The 19,181-nt window shown below is 70.8% G+C and carries 19 protein-coding genes; 13 read left to right on the forward strand and 6 right to left on the reverse strand.

The window, feature by feature from the left end; translation table 11 throughout:
• The first annotated feature begins 12 nt into the window (after positions 1–12).
• Genes mdh through VNG13_12110 form a run of 4 tightly spaced genes read left to right on the forward strand, consistent with a single transcriptional unit; the run spans position 13 to position 3,875 of the window.
• Positions 13–933 (forward strand): malate dehydrogenase, encoded by a 921-nt coding sequence (gene mdh, locus VNG13_12095; GenBank protein HVA61256.1) that lies wholly within the window; start codon positions 13–15, stop codon positions 931–933.
• A gap of 35 nt (positions 934–968) precedes the next feature.
• Positions 969–2,270, forward strand: coding sequence for a hemolysin family protein (locus VNG13_12100; GenBank protein ID HVA61257.1), 1,302 nt, complete (start codon positions 969–971; stop codon positions 2,268–2,270).
• Positions 2,271–2,298: 28 nt separating this feature from the next.
• A complete protein-coding gene (gene trpS, locus VNG13_12105) occupies positions 2,299–3,309 on the forward strand; it encodes a tryptophan--tRNA ligase (GenBank protein HVA61258.1) in 1,011 nt (336 codons plus the stop codon).
• A complete protein-coding gene (locus VNG13_12110; GenBank protein HVA61259.1) occupies positions 3,306–3,875 on the forward strand; it encodes a 2'-5' RNA ligase family protein in 570 nt (189 codons plus the stop codon). Before trpS ends, VNG13_12110 begins: the two co-directional genes overlap by 4 nt.
• Positions 3,876–3,903: 28 nt before the next feature.
• Here the strand turns inward: VNG13_12110 and VNG13_12115 are convergent, their stop codons facing one another.
• Positions 3,904–5,058 (reverse strand): serine hydrolase, encoded by a 1,155-nt coding sequence (locus tag VNG13_12115; GenBank protein ID HVA61260.1) that lies wholly within the window; start codon positions 5,056–5,058, stop codon positions 3,904–3,906.
• Positions 5,059–5,174: 116 nt separating this feature from the next.
• Between VNG13_12115 and VNG13_12120 the strand changes: the two genes are divergently transcribed.
• Complete coding sequence (locus tag VNG13_12120) at positions 5,175–6,731, forward strand: methylmalonyl-CoA mutase family protein (GenBank protein ID HVA61261.1); 1,557 nt, start codon at positions 5,175–5,177, stop codon at positions 6,729–6,731.
• An 83-nt stretch (positions 6,732–6,814) separates the two neighbouring features.
• Positions 6,815–7,024: a hypothetical protein gene (locus tag VNG13_12125; protein ID HVA61262.1), complete on the forward strand. Its 210-nt coding sequence runs from the start codon at positions 6,815–6,817 to the stop codon at positions 7,022–7,024.
• 13 nt (positions 7,025–7,037) lie between these two features.
• Here the strand turns inward: VNG13_12125 and VNG13_12130 are convergent, their stop codons facing one another.
• Positions 7,038–7,490 (reverse strand): gamma-glutamylcyclotransferase, encoded by a 453-nt coding sequence (locus VNG13_12130; GenBank protein ID HVA61263.1) that lies wholly within the window; start codon positions 7,488–7,490, stop codon positions 7,038–7,040.
• A gap of 36 nt (positions 7,491–7,526) precedes the next feature.
• Here VNG13_12130 and VNG13_12135 point away from each other — a divergent pair, with 36 nt between their 5' ends.
• On the forward strand, positions 7,527–8,909 hold the full coding sequence (locus VNG13_12135) for an NAD(P)H-quinone dehydrogenase (protein HVA61264.1): 1,383 nt from the start codon (positions 7,527–7,529) through the stop codon (positions 8,907–8,909).
• On the opposite strand, the gene VNG13_12140 is transcribed toward VNG13_12135, so the two are convergent.
• Both VNG13_12140 and VNG13_12145 read right to left on the reverse strand, forming a co-directional pair.
• Positions 8,887–9,171 carry a DUF5313 family protein gene (locus VNG13_12140; protein HVA61265.1) on the reverse strand — a complete coding sequence of 95 codons (285 nt, stop codon included), beginning with the start codon at positions 9,169–9,171 and terminating at the stop codon, positions 8,887–8,889. The two genes, VNG13_12135 and VNG13_12140, sit on opposite strands and share 23 nt — an antisense overlap.
• A 35-nt stretch (positions 9,172–9,206) precedes the next feature.
• The gene (locus VNG13_12145) at positions 9,207–10,958 is read right to left on the reverse strand and encodes a biotin carboxylase N-terminal domain-containing protein (protein HVA61266.1); all 1,752 of its coding nucleotides are present in this window, start codon (positions 10,956–10,958) and stop codon (positions 9,207–9,209) included.
• A 77-nt stretch (positions 10,959–11,035) separates the two neighbouring features.
• On the opposite strand from VNG13_12145, the gene VNG13_12150 reads away from it, so the two are divergent.
• On the forward strand, positions 11,036–12,196 hold the full coding sequence (locus VNG13_12150; protein HVA61267.1) for a lactate 2-monooxygenase: 1,161 nt from the start codon (positions 11,036–11,038) through the stop codon (positions 12,194–12,196).
• Positions 12,197–12,447: 251 nt separating this feature from the next.
• On the opposite strand, the gene VNG13_12155 is transcribed toward VNG13_12150, so the two are convergent.
• Both VNG13_12155 and VNG13_12160 read right to left on the reverse strand, forming a co-directional pair.
• Complete coding sequence (locus tag VNG13_12155; GenBank protein HVA61268.1) at positions 12,448–12,690, reverse strand: acyl-CoA carboxylase subunit epsilon; 243 nt, start codon at positions 12,688–12,690, stop codon at positions 12,448–12,450.
• The gene (locus VNG13_12160) at positions 12,687–14,288 is read right to left on the reverse strand and encodes an acyl-CoA carboxylase subunit beta (GenBank protein HVA61269.1); all 1,602 of its coding nucleotides are present in this window, start codon (positions 14,286–14,288) and stop codon (positions 12,687–12,689) included. Before VNG13_12160 ends, VNG13_12155 begins: the two co-directional genes overlap by 4 nt.
• A gap of 32 nt (positions 14,289–14,320) precedes the next feature.
• Here VNG13_12160 and VNG13_12165 point away from each other — a divergent pair, with 32 nt between their 5' ends.
• The 5 genes from VNG13_12165 to VNG13_12185 all read left to right on the forward strand — a co-directional run bounded on the left by VNG13_12165 (position 14,321) and on the right by VNG13_12185 (position 19,177).
• Positions 14,321–15,106, forward strand: a complete 786-nt coding sequence (locus VNG13_12165; GenBank protein HVA61270.1) for a biotin--[acetyl-CoA-carboxylase] ligase — start codon at positions 14,321–14,323, stop codon at positions 15,104–15,106.
• A 1-nt stretch (position 15,107) separates the two neighbouring features.
• Positions 15,108–15,623: a PH domain-containing protein gene (locus VNG13_12170; protein ID HVA61271.1), complete on the forward strand. Its 516-nt coding sequence runs from the start codon at positions 15,108–15,110 to the stop codon at positions 15,621–15,623.
• Positions 15,620–16,603: an adenylate/guanylate cyclase domain-containing protein gene (locus VNG13_12175; GenBank protein ID HVA61272.1), complete on the forward strand. Its 984-nt coding sequence runs from the start codon at positions 15,620–15,622 to the stop codon at positions 16,601–16,603. The genes VNG13_12170 and VNG13_12175 overlap by 4 nt, the downstream gene beginning before the upstream one ends.
• A gap of 82 nt (positions 16,604–16,685) precedes the next feature.
• Positions 16,686–17,618 (forward strand): hydroxymethylglutaryl-CoA lyase, encoded by a 933-nt coding sequence (locus VNG13_12180; GenBank protein ID HVA61273.1) that lies wholly within the window; start codon positions 16,686–16,688, stop codon positions 17,616–17,618.
• Entirely contained in the window at positions 17,615–19,177 is a 1,563-nt protein-coding gene (locus tag VNG13_12185) for an acyl-CoA carboxylase subunit beta (protein ID HVA61274.1), read from the forward strand. Before VNG13_12180 ends, VNG13_12185 begins: the two co-directional genes overlap by 4 nt.
• Positions 19,178–19,181 lie beyond the last annotated feature (4 nt).

Here is a 19,181-nt window from a genome sequence, read left to right on the forward strand (position 1 = left end):
CGGAGCGGCAAGGTGACGGTCGTTGGCTGCGGCTTCTACGGCTCGACGACCGCCCAGCGGCTCGCCGAATACGACCTGTTCGACACGGTCGTCCTCACCGACATCATCGAGGGCAAGCCCCAGGGTCTGGCGCTCGACCTGAACCAGTCCCGGCCGGTGGAAGGCTTCGAGACGAAGGTCGTCGGCACCAACGGCTACGCGGAGACCGAGGGCTCCGACATCGTCGTGATCACGGCCGGCCTGCCCCGTCGGCCCGGGATGAGTCGGATGGACCTGATCGAGACCAACGCCAAGATCGTCCGCGAGGTCACCGAGAACATCGCACGCTCCTCGCCCGACGCCGTGCTCGTCGTGGTCTCGAATCCGCTGGATGAGATGACGGCGTTGGCGTCCAACGTGTCCGGATTCCCGCGTCAGCGGGTGATGGGCCAGGCCGGGATGCTCGACACCGCGCGCTTCAGCAACTTCGTCGCCGAGGCACTGGGCGTGCCGATCGCGGTGGTGCGGACGCTGACCCTGGGTTCGCACGGCGACACGATGGTCCCGGTGCCTTCGCATTGCACCGTCGAGGGTCGCCCGCTGACCGACCTGCTGCCGGCGGATCGGATCGCGGAGCTGGTCGAGCGGACCCGCAATGGCGGCGCCGAGGTGGTCGCGTTGCTGAAAACCGGCTCGGCGTACTACGCGCCGTCCGCCGCGGCGGCCCGGATGGTGCGCGCGGTCGCGGAGGACAGCGGCGCCGAGATGCCGGTTTGCGCCTGGGTGGACGGTGAGTACGGCCTGGCCGGTGTCTACCTCGGGGTTCCCGCCGAGCTCGGCCGAACCGGCGTCCGCCGGGTGGTCGAGATAGAGCTCACCGCCGGCGAACACGCCGCGCTCGGGGCGGCGGCCGAGGCGGTCCGCGGCAAGCAGGCGGATGTCGCGAATCTGTGAGGATCGGGCGTCGTGCGACCTGACCCGGGGATCCGGTGATCTGGCTCTATGTGCTCGTCGTCCTCGCGCTGATCGGCCTCGAGGGCCTGTTCGTCGCCGCGGAAATCTCGCTGGTCTCTCTCCGGGAAGGGCAGGTCCGCGGCCTGGCCGAGCGCGGCCGGCGCGGCCGCCGGCTAGCCCGGCTGGTCAACGACCCGAACCGATTCCTTGCGGCCGTGCAGATCGGGGTGACCACGACTGCACTCACCTCGGCTGCCTTCGGCGCGGTGACCCTGTCCCATTCGGCGGCCACCCGTCTGCGCCGAGCGGGCCTGGGGCATACCGCGGCCGGGCTGATCGGCTTCTTCGGGGTAACCATGCTGATCAGCTACGTCACGATCGTGGTCGGCGAGCTGCTCCCTAAACGGCTCGCCCTTCAGCGGGTCGAGGGCACCGCCCTCGCGGTGGCACCCGCGCTGTCCCGGGTCGCGACGGTCAGCCGCCCGGTGATCTGGCTGCTCTCGGTGAGCACGAACCTGCTCGTCCGGCTGGTCGGGGCGGACCCGGCGGCGAACCGTGAATCGATCACCGAGGAGGAGCTTCGGGACCTGGTGACCGCCCACGAGTCGCTGACGGGGGAGGAGCGGGCGCTCATCGACGAGGTGTTCGCCAGCGGGGAACGGCAACTTCGCGAGGTCATGGTGCCGCGGACCGAGGTCGAGTTCCTGGACTCTGCGCTTCCCGCCGCCAGGGCACTCAAGATCGCCGAACGACTGCCGTTCTCCCGGTTCCCCGTGCACCGGGGCTCGCACGACGACGTCGCCGGATTCGTGCACATCAGGGATCTGGCCACGTTGTCGCCCGCAACCCGTCGGACCGCCAAGGTCGCCGACCTCAGCCGCCCGATCGCCCATCTGCCCGCGACGAAACGAGTCATCCCGGCGCTGTCCGAGATGCGGCGCGGTGGGCACCATCTCGCCGTCGTGGTCGACGAGTACGGCGGCACGGCCGGCATCGTCACGCTGGAGGACCTGATCGAGGAACTTGTCGGCGAGATCCACGACGAGTACGACCTCGGCGCGATCGCACCCAAGCGACTCGCCGGTGGCGATGTAGAGGTCGACGGGTTGCTGAACCTCGACGATTTCCGCGAAGAGACCGGCGTAGCGCTTCCGGACGGCCCGTACGAGACCGTCGCCGGCTGCATCATGGCGGCGCTCGGTCAGGTGCCGCGGCTCGGCGATGCCGTGCAGGTCGCCGGCCTTCGGCTGACGGTGACCGAGATGGACGGGCGGCGCGCCGGGCGGGTTCGGGTCAGCGGACTCGTCGAGTCCACGGAGGCCCAGGACTCCGGCTGAGCGGGTCGTTACTGCGACAATGGCCGGCATGCCAGCGGCTCGCCTTCGAGTGCTTTCCGGGATCCAACCCACCGGTGGTGGGTCCCACCTCGGGAACTATCTCGGGGCGGTCCGTCAGTGGGTGGCGCTTCAGGACACCCACGACCCGTACTACTGCGTCGTCGACCTGCACGCCCTAACCGTCGGGCCCGAGCCGGATGCCGTGCGCAGGCGGACGCTCGAATCGGTAGCGGAGCTCCTGGCGGTCGGTGTCGACCCGACGCGTTGCACGCTGTTCGTTCAGAGCCACGTCACCGAAACCACGGAACTGGCATGGGTTCTGAGCTGCCTCACCGGGTTCGGTGAGGCCGGTCGGATGACCCAGTTCAAGGACAAGAGCCAGCGGGCGGGAGGGGCGGACGGCCCGACCGTCGGCCTGTTCACCTATCCGATCCTCCAGGCCGCCGACATCCTCGTCTTCCGGGCGGATGCGGTTCCCGTGGGGGAGGACCAGCGCCAGCACCTCGAGCTCACCCGGCACCTGGCGCAACGCTTCAACACCCGGTTCGGGCCGACGTTCACCGTCCCGGAACCGCACATCCCCCCGGACACCGGGAAGGTGCTCGACCTGGCCAGCCCCGACCGGCAGATGAGCAAGAGCGTCGGGGGGGCCGGGGTTGTCTTCCTCCAGGACCCGCCCGACGTCATCCGGAAGAAGATCCGGTCGTCGGTGACGGACACCGGCCGCGAGATCCGAGCCGGCGAAGACAAACCGGGGATGACGAACCTGCTGCGGATCTACGCCGCGGTTACGGGCCGGAGCATCACCGAGCTCGAAGCGGGATACGCCGGTCGGGGCTATGGCGAGTTCAAGTCGGAGCTCGCCGAGCAGATCGTCGAACTCGTGCTTCCGATGCAGGCCCGCTACCTCGAGTACCTCGCCGACCCGGGCGGCCTCGAGGCGATCGTCGCCGAGGGCGCGAAGCGGGCGCGTGCGGTTGCCTCAGCCACGATGGAGGTGGTCCGTGACCGGATCGGCCTCCTGCCCGCGCGCGGATGACCAGGCGCAACATCGGGGTCGCGATCGGGATTCCGGAGCCCTACGGCCGGGAGCTGCAGGCCTGGCGCGATCGCCTGGGCGATCCGAACGCGGGCGCGATCGTGCCGCACGTCACGTTGCTGCCGCCCACGGTCGTCCCGGGCGATGCGCTCACCGGGATCGAGGCGCACTTGCGCGCGGTGGCCGAGGCGGGGCAACGTTTCCTCATCCGCCTGCGTGGCTCTGCCACCTTCCGCCCCGTGTCGCCGGTGGTGTTCGTGCCGCTAGCCGAGGGCATCGGTGACTGCGAGCGGCTGGAGGGCCGGGTGCGGAGCGGTCCGCTGAGCCGATCGACCCGCTTCCCGTACCACCCGCACGTGACCGTCGCGCACGATCTTCCCGATCCTGCGCTCGACCGGGCCTACGAGGAGCTCGCCGGCTATGAGGCGAGGTTCCCGGTCTGGGGTTTCACCCTGTTCGAGCAGGGGCCGGACGGCAGGTGGCGCCCGCAGCGGGACTTCGCGTTCACCGCGGACGGGCGACCGGGCCCGAGCTTGCCGCCCGAGCCCGTCGACGACGCCTGGTGAACGCCGCTGATCCAACCCATGGGTTGGATCAGATCGGGGGCAAGCGAAGGCGCCGCGGATGGCGGCGGCCGCGCCGGGCGAGCCCACCGGCGCACACCACGGTCGCGGCGGCGAGGCCGAGCGGGAGCGCCAGGCTGGCGCCGTTCTTGTCGAGCCGACCCGCGCTCGGGAGCTTCGCGCTGGCCGAAATCGGGTCGACCGCGGACGCCGCCGAAGCGGAAGGCACAAGCGGCGGCACCAGCTGGCCGACCGGGGTGGCTACCGGGTCGGCGGCGAAGCCCCAGGTGAGGAGCGCCCGGGCCTCCGGCCAGAAGTCCGGGTTCGTGTGCATCAGCGTGACGAGGATCGTCCGTCCGCCACGCGTCGCGGCGCCGATGTAGGTGCCCTGGGCGGCCACCGTATAGCCGTTCTTGACTCCGATCGCCCCGGGGAAACTGGTCAGCAGATAGTCATGGGTGTAGATCTGGAACGGCTTGCCGTGGGGTTGGCTGACGTAGGACAGGACCGTCGCGACGTAGTGCCGGAAGGCCGGCATCGCGAGTCCGGCCCGGGCGATCAGCGCGAGGTCATACGCCGACGAGGACTCTCCCGGGCCGTCCAGCCCGCTCGGGGTCTTCGCGACGGTGTCGTCGGCATGGAGGTGCCGAGCCTCGGCGTTCATCAGGTTCAGGGTCCGGGGGATCCCCCCGGCCGCGTCGGCGAGCGTGTTGGCGGCGTCGTTGCCGGACACGACCAGCATCGCGGTGAACAGCATGCGCACGGGATAGCGTCCACCCTCGACGAGGCCCACCTTACTGCCGTCCACGTTGACGTCGTCGAACGTCGCGGTGACGATCCGGTTCGGGTCCAGCATTGGGATCAGGGTGACGGCGGTGAGCGCCTTGAGCGTGCTCGCCGGCAGGAAGCGGCCGTGCGCGTCCCGGGCCGCCAGCACGGCGCCGCTGCCGGCGTCGGCAACCAGCCAGGAGGATGCGGTGATCCCGGCCGGCAGCCGCGGCACCCCCGGCGACCCGTCCACGACGACTCCGGTCGAGCCGAGGAGGGGGCCGCCCACCGGGCCGGACAGGGGCGCGTGCGCCAGGCCGATCGGTCGGGAGTCGACCGCGAGGGCTGGTCCCGCCGTGAGCGCCGCGAGGACGAACGCCCCGGCGGCTGCCGCGCGGCGAGCGGGTAGGTCGCGCATATCCGGCCGAGGGTACCGGGTCCAGGCGCCCGGTCGCACGCAGGCGATACTTCCCGGGTGGGTAGCTCCCGGGGTGCGCAGGCGGCCCGCCGGTGACCCGGAACTCCGAGTCAGGGTTGCCGATCGAGCCCCTCTACGGACCGGCCACGTTGGCCGGCTGGGACCCCGCCCGCCGGCTCGGTGAGCCAGGCGAGTTCCCATTCACCCGCGGGGTTTACCCCTCGATGTACACCGGGCGGCCATGGACGATGCGGCAGTACGCCGGTTTCGGGACCGCGCGCGAGTCCAATGAGCGCTATCACCAGCTGATCGCGGCCGGAACGACCGGGTTGTCAGTCGCGTTCGACCTGCCGACCCAGATGGGCTACGACTCGGACGACCCGGTGGCGCACGGCGAGGTAGGCAAGGTCGGTGTCGCGATCGATTCGATCGAGGACATGCGGCTGCTGTTCGACGAGATCCCGCTCGACCAGGTGTCGACCTCGATGACCATCAACGCCCCGGCGGCCCTGCTCCTTCTGCTCTACCAGCTGGTCGGGGAGGAACAGGGCGTCCCGGCCGCCGGGCTCACCGGAACGGTGCAGAACGACGTGCTCAAGGAGTACATCGCCCGCGGGACCTACATCTTCCCGCCGAAACCGTCACTGCGGCTGATCACCGACATTTTCCGATACTGCCGGGCCGAGATCCCGAAGTGGAACACCATCTCGATCTCCGGCTACCACATGGCCGAGGCGGGTGCCACGCCGGTCCAGGAGATCGCGTTCACCCTGGCCAACGCCATCGAGTACGTGCGCGCCGCGGTCGAGACCGGGCAGGAGATCGACGATTTCGCGCCCCGGCTGGCCTTCTTTTTCGTGGCCCGGACAACCCTGCTTGAGGAAGTGGCGAAGTTCCGGGCCGCCCGCCGGATCTGGGCCTCGATCATGCGCGAGGAGTTCGGCGCCCGCGATCCGAAGTCGATGATGCTGCGCTTCCATACCCAGACGGCTGGGGTCCAGCTCACCGCCCAGCAGCCGGAAGTCAACCTGGTCCGGGTCACGGTCCAGGCGCTCGCCGCGGTCCTCGGGGGCACCCAGTCCCTGCACACGAATTCCTACGACGAGGCGATCGCGCTGCCCACCCAGAAAGCGGCCCGGCTCGCGTTGCGAACGCAGCAGGTCCTCGCCTTCGAGACCGACGTGACCGCCACCGTGGACCCGTTGGCCGGCTCCTACGCCATCGAGCGACTGACCGACGAGGTGGAGGACGCCTCGCGCGCCCTGATGGCTCGGATCGAGGACTTCGGGGGTGCGGTTGCCGCGATCGAACGTGGCTTCCAAAAGGCTCAGATCGAGCAGTCCGCTTATGAGGTGTCCCGGGGCATCGACGAGCGCACCCGAACCGTCGTTGGGGTGAACCGCTTCACCGTGGCCGAGGATGACGAGTACCAGCCACTGCGCGTCGATCCGCAGATCGAGAAGGAACAGGGCGCCCGGCTCGCCGAGCTGCGCTCGTCGCGGGACAACGCCGCGGTCGACGAGCGGCTCGACCAGCTCAGGACGGCGGCCGAGGGGACCGCGAACGTCCTTTACCCGATGAAGGCCGCCCTGGCGGCCCGGGCCACGGTCGGTGAAGTGTGCTCGGCATTGCGCGAGGTCTGGGGCACATATCGGCCGCCAGACACGTTCTGACCCGGCCGCCGACTTGACGCACCCCCGAGGCGGCGTGTTTGGCTGGGCGCGACGTCCCCGCCGTCTGCTGTGAGGAATATGCCGTGATCTGGGTGTTAGTCGCCGTTGCCGTCGCTCTCGGGCTTGCCGTCTGGGCGCCACGACTGCTTCGAAATGACCGACTCGACGATGTCGAGCGTTTCCACCGTGCCCGGGCCATGACCACGGCCTGGGCCCGCTCCGGGGTGACCCAACCGGTCTTCGCCGACGAAGCCGCCCGCGAGCGGAACCTCGCCGACAGCGACCTGCTCTGACCGCTGCCGACGGTCACAGCCCGACCGTGCGGCAGGGCCGGCGGCGCAAGTCCGCGACGTAGTCGTCGGGCGCGCCCGCCTTCTCGGCCGCATCGGCCATCAGCCCGAGGTAACGGGCTGATGGAACACCACCCTCGTAGCCGTCCAGCGCGTAGAGCCACGCGAGGATCTCCCCGTCCAGGGTGGCCACCCTGACCCGGATCCGCCGGTAGAGGCCGGTGTCGCCGCCTTCCAGTCCGTCCAGGCCAGACTGATCCCGCTCGTTTACGTCGTAGAGCATGACGAAGACCCGGGAGCCCGGATCCTCGACCACGGTCGCGAGAGCCCCCTCCCAGCCGAGTTCCTCGGCGCCGAAGGTCAGCCGCCAGCCATCGAGCCAGCCGGTCCCCCGCGACGGCGAGTGCGGGCAGCGCTCGCTCATCTGATCGGGATCGAGGTTCGTCCCGTACGCCGCGTACAGGGTCACGGGGGGAAAGACTAGAGGGCACGGGACAATGCCGCGGTGACCCGGATCGTGATCGTCGGTGGCGGGCCGGCGGGCTACGAAGCCGCGCTCGTCGCTGCCCAGTTCGGCGCCGAGGTCACGGTCGTCGATCCCGACGGGCTGGGCGGCTCCTGTGTCCGCACCGATTGCGTCCCATCCAAGACGCTGATCGCGGCCACCGAGACGCTCGGGTCCGCGGCTGCCGAGCGGCTCGGCGCCACGGCGGGGGCACCGACGGGGCTCACCGTGGACTGGCCAGCGGTCAATGCCCGGGTCAAGACGCTGGCGCGTGCCCAGTCCGCGGACATCGAGGCGCGGCTCGCCCGTGAGGGGGTGCGCGTCGTCCGCGGTACCGGACGGTTCGTCGGTCCCGGTCGGCTCCTCGCGCGCGATGCCTCGGGTGCCGAACGGGAGCTCGGAGCCGACGTCGTGCTCATCGCCACGGGCGCGACCCCCCGGGTGATCCCCGGCGCCGAGCCGGACGGCGAGCGGATCTTGTCCTGGCGCGATCTTTATGACGTGCCGGAGCCGCCTGAGCGGCTGGTGGTCGTCGGCTCGGGTGTGACCGGCGCCGAGTTCGCCAGCGCCTACCAGGCGATGGGCGTCGAGGTCAGCCTGGTCTCTAGCCGGCAACGGTTGCTGCCCGGTGAGGACGAGGACGCCGCACTGCTCGTCGAGGGGGTCTTCCGTCGCCGGGGGATGACGATCTACGACCGGTCCCGGGCGGCCCGGGTGCTCCGCCGGGCGGACGGGGTCGTCGTCGAGCTCGAGGATGGTCGCCGGATCGAAGGTTCGCACGCGCTGATGGCGGTCGGCTCGGTTCCGAACACCGGTGGGCTCGGGCTCGAGCTGGCCGGCATCACCGTCGACCGCGGCGGATACGTGCCGGTGGATCGGGTCTCGCGCACCGGGGCGGCGGGGATCTACGCCGCCGGCGACTGCACCGGCGTCCTCCCGCTCGCGTCGGTCGCGGCGATGCAGGGTCGAATCGCGATGTGGCATGCCCTCGGCGACGCGGTGGCGCCGCTGCGGCTCTCGACCGTCGCGGCCACCGTGTTCACCGACCCGGAAATCGCCACGGTCGGGGTCACCGGGGATGTCGCGGTGGCGGCCGGCGTCGAAGCCCGGGTCGTCTCGCTGCCGCTGGCGACCAATGCCCGGGCCAAGATGCAGGGCATTGCCGAGGGGTTCGTCAAGCTGTACTCCCGGCCCGGGACGGGGACGGTGCTCGGCGGCGTCGTCGTGGCGCCGCACGCTAGTGAGCTCATCCTGCCTTTGTCGATGGCCGTGCAGAACGCCCTCACCGTCGGTCAGCTGGCGCACAGCTTCGCGGTCTACCCCTCGCTTTCCGGGAGTCTCACCGAGGCGGCCCGCCAGCTCATGGAACAGACCCCGACCTAGGCCCGAGCCCGTGCTGGCGCAGCCGCCGATCCCTGAGGTCCTCGCCGTAGGCCAGCGCCACGAACCCGCTGGTGAGCACGACGAACAGCGGCAGCATCCAGTGCACGAAGCCGGGCCCCGGCAACAGCGCGAGCACGACGACGACCGGCGCGAGTTGGACGAGCAGCCGGCCGAGCGCACGCATCCGCCAGCCGGCGTCGGTCAGGTCGTGGTAGACCCACTCCCGGCGCCGCGGCAACCGGCCGCCCAGGGCGTAGCGCAACCGCTCGGGCCTGCTCGGGCTCCCAGCCGGCCGGTTCAGTCGGCGATCTCGCAGATCAGCGCCCCGCTCTGCACCACATCGCCGAGGCCGGCGGCGAGGTTCTTCACGGTGCCCGCCTTGTGGGCGGTCAGCGGCTGCTCCATCTTCATCGCCTCGAGGACTACCACCAGCTCCCCGGCGGCGACCTCCTGCCCCTCCTCGACGGCGACCTTCACGATGGTCCCCTGCATCGGGCTGGTCAGCCCGGCCCCGGTCGCGGCGGCTGGGCCGGCGGGCCCTCGTCGGCGCACTGGTGCGGCGGGCTTCGGCCCCGACCGGGTGCCCGCCAGACCAGCCGGAACGGATACCTCGAGTCGCCGCCCGTTCACCTCAACGGTCACCCGTTCGCGCTCGACCGGCTCGGTCAGCGGGGCGGAGGTGGTCCCGGCGAACGGTTCGACGGTGTTCGCGAACTCGGTCTCGATCCACCGGTTGTGCACGCGGAAGGGGGCGTCGGTGAAGGCGGGATCCCGCACGACGAGCCGGTGGAACGGCAGCGCGGTCGCCATGCCCTCGACCACGAACTCGTCGAGCGCGCGGCGGCTCCGTTCGAGGGCCTGCTCCCGATCGGCCCCGGTGACGATGAGCTTGCCCAGCAGCGAGTCGAAGTTCTGCCCAATTACGCTGCCGGCCTCGACCCCCGAGTCCATCCGGACTCCGGGCCCGGCCGGCGGTCGCCAGACGGTCACCTCGCCCGGGGTGGGCAGGAAGTTTCGCCCGGCGTCCTCGCCATTGATCCGAAATTCGAAGGCGTGCCCGCGTGGCTGCGGGTCGACGGATTCCAGATGCTGCCCATCCGCGATCGCGAACATCGCACGGACCAGGTCGACCCCGCTCGTCTCCTCGGTCACCGGGTGTTCGACCTGCAGCCGGGTGTTGACCTCGAGGAAGGAGATGGTCCCGTCCTGGCCGACGAGGAACTCGCAGGTCCCGGCCCCGACATAGCCGGCCTCGGACACGATCGCCCGACTGGCGGAGTACAGCGTCTCGATCTGCCCTTCCCCGAGGAACGGTGCGGGAGCCTCCTCGACCAGCTTCTGGTACCGCCGCTGGAGGGAGCAGTCCCGGGTGCCGACTACGACCACATTGCCGTGGCTGTCGGCGAGGATCTGAGTCTCGACGTGGCGGGGCCGGTCGAGGTAGCGCTCGACGAAGCACTCGCCCCGGCCGAACGCCGCCGTCGCTTCGCGGACCGCGGAGTCGTAGAGCTCGCTGATCTCGGCCATGTCCCGGGCCACCTTGAGCCCACGGCCACCACCCCCGAAGGCCGCTTTGATCGCGACCGGCAGCCCGAACTCCCGGGCGAAAGCGAGTACCTCCTCGGCGCCGGTCACCGGGTCGGCGGTGCCGGGCGCGAGCGGCGCCCCCACCTTGGTCGCGATGTGCCGGGCTCGAACCTTGTCGCCGAGTTCCCGGATCGCCGCCGGTGGGGGGCCGATCCAGGTGAGGCCGGCGTCGAGCACGGCCTGGGCGAACTCGGCGTTCTCGGCGAGGAACCCGTACCCGGGGTGGACCGCGTCGGCCCCGCCCCGCCGGGCGGCGTCGAGGAGCTTGGCCGCGTCCAGATAACTCTCCGCCGCGGTGTCGCCACCGAGTGCGAAGGCGTCATCGGCCAGGCGTACGTGCAGCGCCTCCCGGTCGGGGTCGGCGTAGACCGCGACGCTGCCGAGGCCGGCGTCCCGGCAGGCTCGGATCACCCGCACCGCGATCTCCCCGCGGTTTGCGATGAGCACCTTGCGCACGCGAATCTCCCGTCCCGACGCCGTCGCCGAGTCTAGGCGAGCCTGCTACGTCCTCCGGCCGACGGTTGCGCCATGCTGTGCCGGTGACCGTTCCGTTCGCGAACTACCAGAACGACATCTACCTGCGCGGCCTCGGCGGGGAACGGCCGGAGATCCCGACCAACCTCGACCGGCTCGAACCCCTGGCCGCCGAGCGGCTCGCCCCCGGGCCGTTCGGTTACGTCGCGGGCGGAGCCGGGACCGAAGCCACCGTCCGGGCCAACCGGGACGCATTCGACCGGTGGCGGCTCGTCCCCCGGGTGCTCCGCGATGTTGCGGTCCGGGAGTTGTCCCGCAACGTGCTCGGCACGCCGCTGGCGGCGCCGATCCTGCTCGGGCCGGTCGGGGTGCAGTCCATCCTGCACCCGGACGGTGAGCTTGCCACCGCGCGGGCGGCAGCCGAGGTCGGAATCCCGATGGTGCTCTCGACCGCATCGTCGCGGACCCTCGAGGACGTGGCGGCCGCGCTCGGTGACACCCCGCGCTGGTTCCAGCTGTACTGGCCCAAGCAGCGGGAGGTCACGCTCAGCCTGCTGGCCCGAGCCGGCGCCGCCGGCTACCAGGTGCTCCTCGTCACCCTCGACACCAGGCTGCTCGCCTGGCGTCCGCGCGATCTCGACCTCGCCTATCTGCCCTTCCTGCAGAGCGAGGGGATCGCCAACTACCTGTCCGACCCCGCATTCCGCGCGGGGCTGGCGAAATCCCCCGAGGAGGACCCCGGCGCCGCGGTCCTGCACTTCCTCGCCATGTTCAACGACCCGACGACTAGCTGGAGCGACCTCGCCTTCCTGCGGGATCACTGGTCCGGGCCGATCGTGCTCAAGGGTGTGCTGCACCCGGACGACGCGCGGCAGGCGCTCGACGTGGGGATGGACGGCGTGGTCGTGTCCAACCACGGTGGGCGGCAGGTCGACGGCGCCGTCGGGTCGCTCGACGCGCTGCCCGCCGTGGTGGATGCGGTTGCGGGGCGCGCGGCGGTCTTACTCGACAGTGGGGTGCGCAGCGGCGCCGACGTCATCAAGGCACTCGCGCTCGGTGCGGACGCCGTGCTGATCGGCCGCCCCTACGCCTACGGGCTGGCCCTGGCCGGCGAGGCCGGCGTGGCCCACGTCATTCGGTCGCTGCTCGCGGATCTCGACCTGACCCTCGCGCTGTGCGGATGCGCCGGTATCGCCGAGCTGGACCGCGGGATCCTCACCGGGTGACCCCGGTCCCCGGACAGCGGCGAGAGCCCCTCCGGAGTGGGGCTGCCGCTCCGGGCCGGTTCGGCAGCCCCCGGCAGGGTGGCGCGGGGCGGGCCGTGGGCGTCGCTGCCGGGGAGCAGCCGGGGAGCAGCCGGCGAGCAGATCGAGCGCCAAGGCCACGATCAGGTTGTTGCGGGCGCGCACGAGGGTCCCTGAGGTGGTGGGTAGGGTTCCCGGCGCGCCTATGGCCGGTCGCGGTGCCGGACACCCACCTACCAAGCGGCTCGGGTCCGCGATCCCCTGACGCGGCCCGCGGCGACCCAGGAGCCCGGCCCGACGGTGACCGGGGCACGGACGGCGGCTTGCGGGTCGGACCAACCCCCGACCGGATCGGGTTCCACCGTCGCCGTCTCCGCGGCGCTAACCGCGATCACCATGACGAGCGCGGCCACCTCGTCGTCGGTCGGATTGCCGCGCACGACGGTGAGGATCGCCGGCTGCTCGGGCGTCGTCACAGCGGAATGTTCCCGTGCTTGCGCGGTGGCATCGACTCCCGCTTCGTGCGCAGGAGGCGCAGGGCACGAACAACCTCCCGGCGGGTTTGCGAGGGGGGGATGACCGCGTCGATGTAGCCCCGTTCGGCGGCGATGTAGGGGTTGGCGAAGTGGTCCGTGTAGTCGGTGATCAGCTCGGCTCGTCGGGCGTCGGGGTCGGGCGCGTCGGCGATGTCGCGTCGGTAGAGGATGTTGACCGCCCCCGCGGCGCCCATGACGGCGATCTCGGCGGTCGGCCAGGCGAAGGACATGTCCGAGCGCAGGTGTTTCGACCCCATGACGTCGTACGCGCCGCCGTAGGCCTTGCGGGTGATGACGGTGACCTTAGGAACGGTCGCTTCGCAGTAGGCGTAGATGAGTTTGGCACCGCGGCGGATGATTCCCTGCCACTCTTGCCCCGCACCGGGCAGGAAGCCGGGCACGTCGACGAAGGTGAGCACCGGCACGTTGAACGCATCGCAGGTTCGGACGAAACGCGCCGCCTTCTCCGAAGCGTCGATGTCGAGGGTGCCGGCGAAGTGCATCGGTTGGTTGGCGACCACGCCGACCGAGTGACCGTCTACCCGGCCGAAGCCGCAGATCATGTTCTGCGCGAACAGCGCATGGACCTCCAGAAACTCACCATCGTCCAGCACGTGCTCGATGACCCGGTGCATGTCGTAGGGCTGGTTCGAGGAGTCCGGAATGAAGGTGTCGAGTTCCAGGTCCGCAGCAGTGATCTCTATCTCGTCGGGGAAACCGCGGTAGGTGGGCGCGTTTTCGAGGTTGTTCGACGGCAGGTACGACAACAGCCCGGCGGCGATCGCCAGGGCGTCCTTTTCGTCGGCCGCCTGGAAGTGGGCAACGCCGGATTTGGTGTTGTGGGCGTGCGCCCCCCCGAGTTCCTCCATCTCGACGTCTTCACCGGTGACCGTCTTGATGACGTCTGGCCCGGTAATGAACATGTGCGAGGTCTGGTCGACCATGACGATGAAATCGGTGATCGCCGGGGAATAGACCGCGCCGCCGGCGCACGGACCCATGATGATCGAGATTTGCGGGATCACCCCGGAGCCGATGACGTTTCGGTAGAAGATCTCGCCGTAGAGCCCGAGGGATACGACCCCCTCCTGGATTCGCGCACCGCCGGAATCGTTGATGCCGACGACGGGGCAGCCCGTCTTCAGGGCGAGATCCATGATCTTGACGACCTTCTCGCCGAAGACCTCGCCCAGCGATCCGCCGAAGACGGTGAAGTCCTGGCTGAACACGCAGACCGGTCGGCCGTCGACCGTGCCGTAGCCGGTCACCACGCCGTCGCCGTAGGGCCGGCGCTCGGCGAGCCCGAACGCCGTGACCCGGTGCCGCGCCAAGGCGTCGGTCTCCACGAACGACCCGGCGTCGAGGAAGGCTTCGACCCGCTCGCGGGCGGTCATCTTCCCGCGCTCGTGCTGGGCCTCGACCGCACGGGCCGAACCGGCATGAGACGCCTCGTCGGTGCGTCGACGCCATTCCGCGAGCTTGCCGGCGGTCGAATGGGCGTCAGGCGTGGACGGGTCGTCGGCTGCGACGCTGGCCATGGTGCACCTCCGTCGCCGTACTGTACGGGGACGTGAACGCCCACCGTTCCGACCTCGACGCGGCGCGGCTTGCCGCGGGCGTCGCTCCGCCTTGGCGGTCTCCGGTCGTCCTCGACGAGATCGACTCGACGAACCGGACAGCCGTCGCCGCGGCCCGCGCCGGCGAGCCGGAGGGCCTCGTTGTCATCGCCGATCGGCAGACCGCCGGCCGCGGCCGGCTCGGTCGTCGCTGGCTCAGCCCGGCGGGCGCCGGGATCGCCGTGTCGGTCGTGTTGCGCCCCTCGGTGCCCGACGACCGGCTCGGCTGGCTGCCCCTGCTCGCCGGCCTGTCGGTCCAGGCCGCGGTGGCCCGATGCACCGGTCTCCCGCTGGCACTCAAGTGGCCCAACGACGTGTACGGGTCCCGGGGCAAGCTGGCGGGGCTGCTGTCCGAGCGCGTGGCCGGTGGGGCCGTCGTCGTCGGTGTCGGGCTCAACGTCCACGACCTCGCCGGGTTGCCGGAAGGGGCCACCTCGGTGGCCGCCGAGGGCGTCGACGGCGACCGGACGGCGCTGCTGCTCGCCGTCCTGGACGAGCTTGGAACGCGGTATGGCGCGTGGGTCGCGTCCGGCGGCGCGCCGGAGGCGGTCCGGCCGGACTACCGAGCGGTGTGCCGGACAATCGGGGCGGCGGTGCGGGTCGAGCTCCCCGGGGGCGGCGTGGTGGTCGGAGATGCGGTCGACGTCGATGGCCTCGGCCGTCTCGTCGTCCTGGACGGCTCCGGGCAGCCGCACCACCTCGCCAGCGGAGACGTCGTCCACGTCCGGCCGGCGGGCTGAGATGCGGGCCGGCCTGGTCAGCGGCGAGGAGATCGTCCTCGACCTGCGTCCGCACCCGCGCCGGCTGGCCGGCCCGGCCGCCCTCGTTCCGGTTGTCGTCGGGCTGGCCGCCTACGGCCTCGCGGCGATGCCCGCCGGGCGCCTTCGGTCCGCGGAACGCATCTCCGTCCTGCTCGTCGCCGTGCTCGTCCTCGCATTCGGGTCCCTGCGCCCATGGCTGCGCTGGCGTGGCACCCGGCTCCTCGTGACCAACCGGCGCGTACTGGTCCGGGTCAGCGTCCTGTCCCGGCGTGGCCGCGACATCCCATTGGCGAGAATCAGCGACGTGTCCTTCCAACAGCGCCTGGTGGAACGGATCTGGCGCTCCGGCACGCTGGTCGTAGACACCACCGGCGAAGCCGGCCGGGTGGTGGTGACCGACGTGCCGCGAGTCGAGTCGGTGCACACCACGTTGCTCGAGTTGCTGGAGAGCCGGCTCGGCGCCCGGGTCACCGAATCCGGCGAGGTGCCCAGGTGACCAAGCCGGCCCGCGAGATCGGCCCGGCCGAGCTGGAAAGCGCCCTGCTCGGCGGCGAGCGGCGCTACACCCGCCAGCAGGTTGCGGAGATCACCGGGGTTGCCCCGCCGGAGAGCCGGCGGTTGTGGCGGGCGATGGGTTTCGCCGACGTCGAGGATGACGCGGTCGTCTTCACCGACGGCGACATCGATGCCCTGCGGACAGTGCTCGAGCTGTCCGAGGACAACCTCATCGACGAGCGGACCCGGATCGCAATGACCCGGGCGCTCGGCCAGTCGCTGGCGCGACTCGCCGACTGGCAGCTCGGCGAGCTCGATGTGCTGCTCAACGAGCGTGCCGAGCCGCCGAGCGCCGAACAAGCGCTCGCCATTGCCCAGCGGCTCGTCCCGATCATGGAGCGGCTGCTCGTCTACGTCTGGCGGCGCAAGCTCGCGGCCGCGGCGGGCCGGGCGCTGGCTGCCTCCACCGACGAGCTGTCCCCCGGCCAGCTGGTGGTCGGCTTCGCCGATCTGGTCGGCTTCACGGACGTGACCCGCCAGTTGGACGAGGACGGGCTGGCGGTGCTCGTCGATCGGTTCGAGAGCGTCAGCTCGGACGTCGTCGCCCAGATCGGTGGCCGCATCGTCAAGACCGTCGGCGACGAGGTGCTCTTCGTGACCGACGACCCAGCAGCCGCCGCCGAGATCGCGTTGCGGCTAGTGGAGGAGATGGCGGCCGATCCGGTACTCCCGCCGGTCCGGGCCGGCCTGGCCAGGGGGACCGTCTTGACCAGGCTCGGGGACGTCTACGGCTCGGTGGTGAACATCGCCAGTCGCCTGACGTCGCTGGCTCGGTCCGATACGGTCCTCGTCGATCTGGAGCTGGCTGCGGCGCTGGCCGACGACGAGCGGTTCGACCTGCGACCCATGCGACGCCGGTCGGTCGGCGGTTACGAGCACCTGGCGCCGACCCGGCTGCGCCGCCGCCCGGCAGCGCCATGACGAACCGGTGGCCGCGGCGCCGGTAGCCTCCAGCTGTGACCGGCGCTGGCAGACCGACGATGCAGACGGGTCGGGGCGCGGCGTGAGCGAGCTTCCCGCGTCGATCAGCCTGCGCGAGGTCGGGCCGCGCGACGGCCTGCAGAACGAGGACCCGGTGCCGACCGAGGCGAAGGTTCGGCTCATCGACGCGCTGTCCCGGACCGGGGTTCGGCGGATCGAGGCGGTTTCCTTCGTCCACCCGGGCGCGGTTCCGCAGATGGCCGATGCCGACGCGGTCTGGCAGGCGATCCGTCGGGATCCGCTGGTCCGGTACTCCGCTTTGGTCCCGAACCTGCGGGGAGCGGTCCGCGCGCTCGCGGCCGGTGTCGCGGAAATCGAGGCGGTCGTGTCGGCCTCCGACGTGCACAACCGGCGCAATCTGCGGCGCAGCACAGCGGAGACGCTGGACGAGATCGCCGAGCTGATCGCCCTGGCCCACGCGAGCGGCGTGACCTGCCAGGTCATCGTCGCTACCGCATTCGGATCCCCCTACGAAGGTGACGTGCCGGTCGATCGGGTCGTCGCGACCGCCGGCCGGGCCGTCGCGGACGGGGCGGACAGCGTCTCCTTCGGCGACACCACCGGGATGGGGACACCGGGCCGGGTGTCCCGGGTGGTGGGCGAGTTCCGCAGCTCGCACCCGCAGGTTCCGGTGAACCTGCACTTCCACAACACGCGGGGGACCGGACTGGCCAACGTCCTGGCCGCGCTGGAGTTGGGGGTAGACGACTTCGACGCCTCCGTCGGCGGCCTCGGCGGATGTCCTTACGCCCCGGGAGCCAGCGGAAACATCGCGACCGAGGAGCTCGTCAACATGGTCGAGGACATGGGGGTGGCCACCGGCGTCGACCTTGACGCGATGATCGAGGCGGCGGCCGACGCCGAGCGGCTGGTCGGCCACCGATTGCCCAGCCAGGTGCTCCGGGCCGGGCCTCGTACGCGACTCACCCCGGTCGACATCGGAGTGGACGGGTGACTGACTCCCCGCCGCCGGCGCGGACCGACGACGCGCCTGGGCATCCGCACCTGCCGGATCTGCGGGCCGAGGTGGAAGGCGGCGGCGCGTCGAAATATCACCGGGCGAACAGCGAGAAGGGCAAGTTGTTCGCCCGCGAGCGGATCCGGCTGCTCGTGGACGACGGTACGTTCGTCGAGGATGGGCTGTTCGCGAACGTCCTCGCCGGCGATCTGCCGGCGGACGGCGTGGTTACCGGCACGGCCAGGGTGGCCGGCCGGTCTGTAGCCCTGATGGCCAACGATTCGACGGTCAAGGCCGGCTCGTGGGGGGCCCGGACGGTCGAGAAGATCATCCGGATTATCGAAGCCGCCTATCAGCGCGGCCTCCCGATGGTCTATCTAGTCGACTCAGCCGGGGCCCGGATCACTGACCAGGTGGCGATGTTCCCCGGCCGGCGCGGCGCGGGGCGGATCTTTCACAGCCAGGTGCGGGCGTCCGGTTCGATCCCGCAGGTGTGCGCGCTGTTCGGTCCGTCGGCGGCTGGCGGCGCCTACATCCCGGCGTTCTGCGATCTGCTCGTCATGGTCGAGGGCAATGCGTCGATGTACCTCGGTTCGGATCGCATGGTCGAGATGGTCATCGGGGAGAAGACCACGCTGGAGGAGATGGGTGGCGCCCGGATGCACTGTTCCGTCTCCGGCGTCGGTCACCTGCTGGTCGCTGACGAGCCGGCCGCGCTGGACGCGGTCCGGCGATTTCTGTCCTACCTCCCCTCGAACTACCTCGGGATGCCCCCGGCCGCGGATCCGGTCGCGCCGCGATCGGTCGACCTCCGCGCGCTCGTCCCGCTCAACGAGCGGCAGGCCTACGACATGCGGCGTTTCGTCGCCGGCCTGGTCGACGACCGGACGTTCTTCGAGATCCACCCGTTGTGGGCCCGGGAGGTCGTCGTCGGCTTCGCCCGGCTGGACGGCCAGGTCCTCGGCATCGTGGCGAACAACCCGCTGCACAAGGGCGGCGTGCTCTTCGTCGATTCCGCCGACAAGGCGACCCGCTTCATCGACCTGTGTGACGCGTTCAACGTGCCGCTGCTGTTCCTGTCGGATGTACCGGGCTTCATGGTCGGAACCGCGGTGGAGCGCCAGGGAATCATCCGCCACGGCGCGAAGCTGATTTCGGCCGTGTCCGAAGCGACGGTGCCCCGCATCTGTGTCGTGGTGCGCAAGGCGTACGGGGCGGGTCTCTACGCGATGAGCGGCCCCGGATTCGAGCCGGACGCGACCATAGCGCTGCCTACCGCGATGATCGCGGTCATGGGCGCCGAGGCGGCGGTCAATGCGGTGTACGCAAACAAGATCGCGGCCATCGAGGACGCGGCGGAGCGCCAGGCGTACGTCGAAAAGCTCCGTGCCGAATACAACGAGGACATCGATATCGTCCGGTTGGCGGCCGAGCTGGTTGTTGACGCCATCGTCGAGCCCGAGGCGCTCCGCGCCGAACTGATCCGTCGGTTCGCCGCCGGTCAGGGCAAGGATCGCTCGTTCTCCCGGCGCCGGCACGGCATCCGTCCGGTCTGAGGAA

The organism is Mycobacteriales bacterium (assembly GCA_035533475.1).
Lineage (GTDB): Bacteria > Actinomycetota > Actinomycetes > DATLTS01 > DATLTS01 > DATLTS01.

Excerpts from the sequence above, each read along its gene's own strand:
- trpS (HVA61258.1), top strand. The coding sequence starts at position 2,299 with ATGCCAGCGGCTCGCCTTCGAGTGCTTTCCGGGATCCAACCCACCGGT.
- VNG13_12110 (HVA61259.1), top strand. The coding sequence starts at position 3,306 with ATGACCAGGCGCAACATCGGGGTCGCGATCGGGATTCCGGAGCCCTAC.
- VNG13_12115 (HVA61260.1), bottom strand. The coding sequence starts at position 5,058 with ATGCGCGACCTACCCGCTCGCCGCGCGGCAGCCGCCGGGGCGTTCGTC.
- VNG13_12160 (HVA61269.1), bottom strand. The coding sequence starts at position 14,288 with ATGGCCAGCGTCGCAGCCGACGACCCGTCCACGCCTGACGCCCATTCG.
- VNG13_12170 (HVA61271.1), top strand. The coding sequence starts at position 15,108 with ATGCGGGCCGGCCTGGTCAGCGGCGAGGAGATCGTCCTCGACCTGCGT.